The 4,288-nt window shown below is 73.1% G+C and carries 3 protein-coding genes and 1 pseudogene; all 4 read left to right on the top strand.

Features of this window, described 5'->3' with window-relative positions:
- Nucleotides 1-1,161, top strand: a pseudogene (locus G3I42_RS30195) (hypothetical protein); the annotation flags it as partial.
- Between the two features lie 224 nt (nt 1,162-1,385).
- Nucleotides 1,386-2,327, top strand: a complete 942-nt coding sequence (locus G3I42_RS30190; protein ID WP_164290929.1) for an ABC transporter ATP-binding protein — start codon at nt 1,386-1,388, stop codon at nt 2,325-2,327.
- Entirely contained in the window at nt 2,324-3,136 is an 813-nt protein-coding gene (locus G3I42_RS30185) for an ABC transporter permease (protein WP_164290928.1), read from the top strand. The genes G3I42_RS30190 and G3I42_RS30185 overlap by 4 nt, the downstream gene beginning before the upstream one ends.
- 8 nt (nt 3,137-3,144) lie before the next feature.
- Nucleotides 3,145-4,288, top strand: a 1,144-nt coding sequence (locus G3I42_RS30180) for a histidine kinase (protein ID WP_164290930.1), incomplete at its 3' end; no start/stop codon positions are given.

The raw sequence follows: 4,288 nt of genomic DNA, 5'->3' as shown, positions 1-4,288 counted from the left end.
CTCACGGGCGGTCTTCCCGTCGCCCCGGCGCCGTGGGAGAACGAGCAGGGCGCCGACCGCGTGACGATGCGCCAGGACCCGCTGGGCCCCGGCGCCGGTTCGCCGTCCTTCCCCGTGCCCGGGGCCGCCGCGCGCTTCCCCGAGCCGGTCACGCCGCCGCCCGCCGGGCCCGAGCAGCCGGCCGCGAAGGCCACGAAGTCCGCGAAGCCGAAGAAGAAGGGCCGCAGCAAGCTCGGCCTCCTCGTCGGCGTGGTCGTCGTCATCGCCGCGGGCGGTTACGGCGCGGGCCTCCTGATGAACCGTTCCGACGTGCCCAAGGGCACCACCGTGCTCGGCGTGGACATCGGCGGCGGCACGCGCGACGAGGCCGTCAACAAGCTGGACTCGGCCCTCGGCAAGCGCTCCCTCGCCGCGCTCCCGCTCACCGTCGACGGCAAGGCCGCGAGCCTCAAGCCCGACAAGTCGGGGCTCACGCTCGACAGCCAGGCGACCGTGCGCGGCGCGGCGACGAGCGACTACAACCCGGTCTCCGTCTTCGGCTCGCTCATCGGCAAGGAGCGCGTCGTCGACCCGGTCATGCCCGTCGACAAGGAGAAGCTCGCCGACGCCCTGAGCCGCGTCGCGGGTACGTCGGGCAGCCTCCAGGAGGGCACGATCAAGTTCTCGCCGGGCAAGGCGACCGCCGTGCACGGCAAGGCGGGCCGCACGCTCGACGTGAACAAGTCGATGGACGTCGTGGCGCAGGCGTACCGCGACCAGGTGGAGGCGGGAACGACCAAGCCGGTCTCGCTGCCGCTCACCGAGCACAAGCCGGAGATCTCCGACGCGGAGGTCGACCGCATGATGAAGGACTTCGCCGAACCGGCCATGTCCGGCCTCGTGACGGTCAAGGCCGGTGCCGCCTCGATCCAGTTCGGTCCGGACCGGTCGCTGCCGCAGATCCTCGGCGTGAAGGCGGTCGGCGGGAAGCTCGTCGACACGTACGACCTCAAGGCTCTTGAGGAGCTGTACGGCTCGACCTTCGACGGCGTCCTCATCACCCGTGGCACGGGCGAGAAGACGGCCGTGACGCCGCAGGACGTCGTGGGGGCGCTGCGGGAGGCGCTGCGGGGGAAGACGGGGGCGGAGCGGACGGTGGAGATCAAGACGAATCCCAACTGACCCCTCGCAGGGGCGGGCCGGTTCAACGGGCTCGCCCCTGCAAGCGGTTTGGGCTGCTCGCGGGTGGGCCCATCAGGGGCTCCGCCCCCGAACCCCCGCTCCTCAATCGCCGGAGGGGCTGAATTTTTGGCCTGCTGTACGGCGTGCCCCATGACATCTGTCATCCCTCACCCACGACGCGTGGCACTGCCGCGCTCGTCCCCTCTCGCGACATCCTCGTCTCTATGACGGATACACGTGAGACGGCGGGGGTGCCTCCCGTTGTCGCCTTTGACGGTGTGACGAAGAGTTATGGCGAGGTGCGGGCCGTGAGGGGGCTTTCGCTCGTACTGCGGGCCGGGGAGACCGTGGCGTTGCTCGGGCCCAATGGGGCGGGCAAGTCGTCCACGCTCGATCTTCTGCTCGGGCTGCGCCGTCCCGACGCGGGGACCGTGCGGCTCTTCGGCGACTCTCCCGAGCGCGCGATCGCCGCCGGGCGCGTCGGCGCGATGCTCCAGAGCGGCGGGCTCATGGAGGACGTGACGGTACGGGAACTCGTCACGTTCGCGGCGCGGCTCCACCCGCGCCCGTACCCCGTGGACGACACGCTCGCCGTCGCCGGGCTCATGGGCGTCGCCGAGCAGAAGGTGAACAAGCTCTCCGGCGGCCAGGAGCAGCGCGTACGGTTCGCGCTCGCCACCATCGGGGACTGCGACCTCATCGTGCTCGACGAGCCGACCACCGGCATGGACGTCACCGCGCGCCACGCCTTCTGGGCGACGATGCGCGAACAGGCCGCCTCGGGCCGTACGGTCCTCTTCGCCACGCACTACCTGGAGGAGGCCGACGCGATCGCCGACCGCGTCCTCGTCCTCAACAAGGGCCGCCTCCTCGCCGACGGCACGGCCGCCGAGGTCAAGGCGCGCGCGGGGGCCCGCCGGATCTCCTTCGACCTCGAACCCTCCGCGACCGCCGGGGTCGCCGAGCGCCTGCGCCCGCTGCCCGGGCTCACCGAGGTCGTCGTCTCGGGCCACTCCGTGCGCCTCGCCTCGCGCGACGCCGACGCGACCGTCCACGCCCTCTACGGCCTCGGCGACCTCTACCCGCGCAACCTCGAAGTCACGGGTCTCGGGCTCGAACAGGCATTCATCGCCCTCACGACGGCCGAGGAGGCCACGACCGCATGAGCAACGCATCCGCCGCGGTGCCCCAGGCGCCCGCCGCCCGCCCCACCACCGTCCCCCGCTCCTCGCTCTCCCGCACCCTCGCCCTCCTGCGCCTGGAGGTCGCGCGGACCACGCGCAACGGGAAGTTCCTCTTCTTCTCGGTGCTCTACCCGGCCGGTCTCTTCCTCCTCATCACGGCGGGCCAGGACGGCGACGCCAAGGTCGGCGACCTGACCCTCTCCGCGTACTTCATGGTCTCGATGGCGTCCTTCGGCGCGCTCACCGCCGTGCTCGTCGGCAACAGCGAGCGCATCGCGAAGGAGCGCGAGAAGGGCTGGGTGCGGCAGTTGCGGCTCACGCCGCTGCCGGGGCACGGCTACGTCCTCAGCAAGATCGGCTCGGCGGCCGTCGTGAGCCTGCCCTCGATCGTCGTCGTCTTCGTCGTCGGCGCGACCGTCAAGGGCGTCCGGCTCGACGCCTGGCAGTGGCTCGCGCTCCTCGGCCTCATCTGGGCGGGCAGCCTCGTCTTCGCCGCGCTCGGCGTGGCGCTCGGCTACCTCGCCACCGGTGACGCGGTCCGGCCGCTCACGATGCTCATCTACTTCGGCCTGTCGATGCTCGGCGGGCTCTGGCTGCCCAGTACGAACTTCCCGCACTGGCTCCAGGACATCGCCTCCTGGACCCCGACCCACGCCTACGCGGCGCTCGGCCAGGCCGTCGAGGCGGGCGGCGCGCCGCACGCGCGGGACGTGCTCGTGGTCCTCGGCTACCTTGTCGTCTTCACGGCGGTCGCGGCGCGGCTGTACCGCAGGGACACCCTGAAGGCGTGACGGCACCGATGACGACGAGTGAACCCCCGCCCCGCTCCCGCCTCCCGCGCGCCCTCGCGTCGTTCGCCCGCCCCGCGCTCATCGGCCGGCCGCCGGGCAACCGGCGCGAGGTGCGCGGGAAGGTCCTGTGGATCGGGGTCTGGCTCGTCTTCCTGATCGACCCGCTGGACGACCTCCTCGGCGGCCCGCACACGGCGCCGGGCCGTGCGGCGGGGTGGGCGGGACTGCTCGTGTTCGTCGGGTGCTACCTGACGCTCGTCGTGCGGGACGTCACGCGCGCGTACGCGACGCTCCGCACGCTCGTCCTGCTCGGCCTCATGCTGGCCCTCGCCGTCGCGCTGCCGCTCGGGCTCGGGAACTCCTGGTACGTCCTGCTCGTCTACTTCGCCGTCGCGTGCGCCGCCGTGCTGCCGCTGCCGTACTCGCGGTACGCGGTCGTCGCCTCCGCCGCGCTGCTCCTCGTCCTCCCGCCGCTGCGCGGCCACGACCCCGAGTGGGGCACGGTGATCCCCGTCCTGCTCGGCGGTTTCGCGATGACGGGAGTACGGGAACTGGTGCGCACGACCGTCGAACTGCGCCGCGCCCGCGCGACCGTCGCGCAGCTCGCCGCGAACGAGGAGCGGCTGCGCCTCGCCCGCGACCTGCACGACCTGCTCGGCCACTCGCTCTCGCTCATCACGCTCAAGAGCGAACTCGCGGGCCGCATGCTGCCCGCGCAGCCCGCCGAGGCCGCCCGGCAGGTCGCCGAGATCGAACAGGTCGGCCGCCAGGCCCTCATCGACGTCCGCGCGGCGGTCGGCGGCTACCGGCAGCCCACGCTCGACGGCGAACTCGCGGGCGCCCGCATCGCTCTCGTCACGGCGGGCATCGAGGCGCGGCTCCCCGAGGAGGCGCCCGCGCTGCCCCCGGAGCCCGCCGCCGCGCTCGCCTGGGTCCTGCGCGAGGCGGTCACCAACGTCGTACGCCACAGCGGCGCCCGCGCCTGCCAGGTGACCCTGACCACGCGCCAGAGCCTCCAGGGCCCGTACCTGGAGCTGCGCGTGGAGGACGACGGCGAGGGCGCGGCGGGCGCGGCACCGGGCCACGGCCACGGTCTGACGGGCCTGCGGGAACGCCTCGCCGACGTCGGCGGCACCCTGACGACGGGCCCGG

Source organism: Streptomyces sp. SID11385, assembly GCF_010548245.1.
Taxonomy (GTDB): domain Bacteria; phylum Actinomycetota; class Actinomycetes; order Streptomycetales; family Streptomycetaceae; genus Streptomyces.
This window is presented reverse-complemented; position numbering and strand designations above follow the sequence as displayed.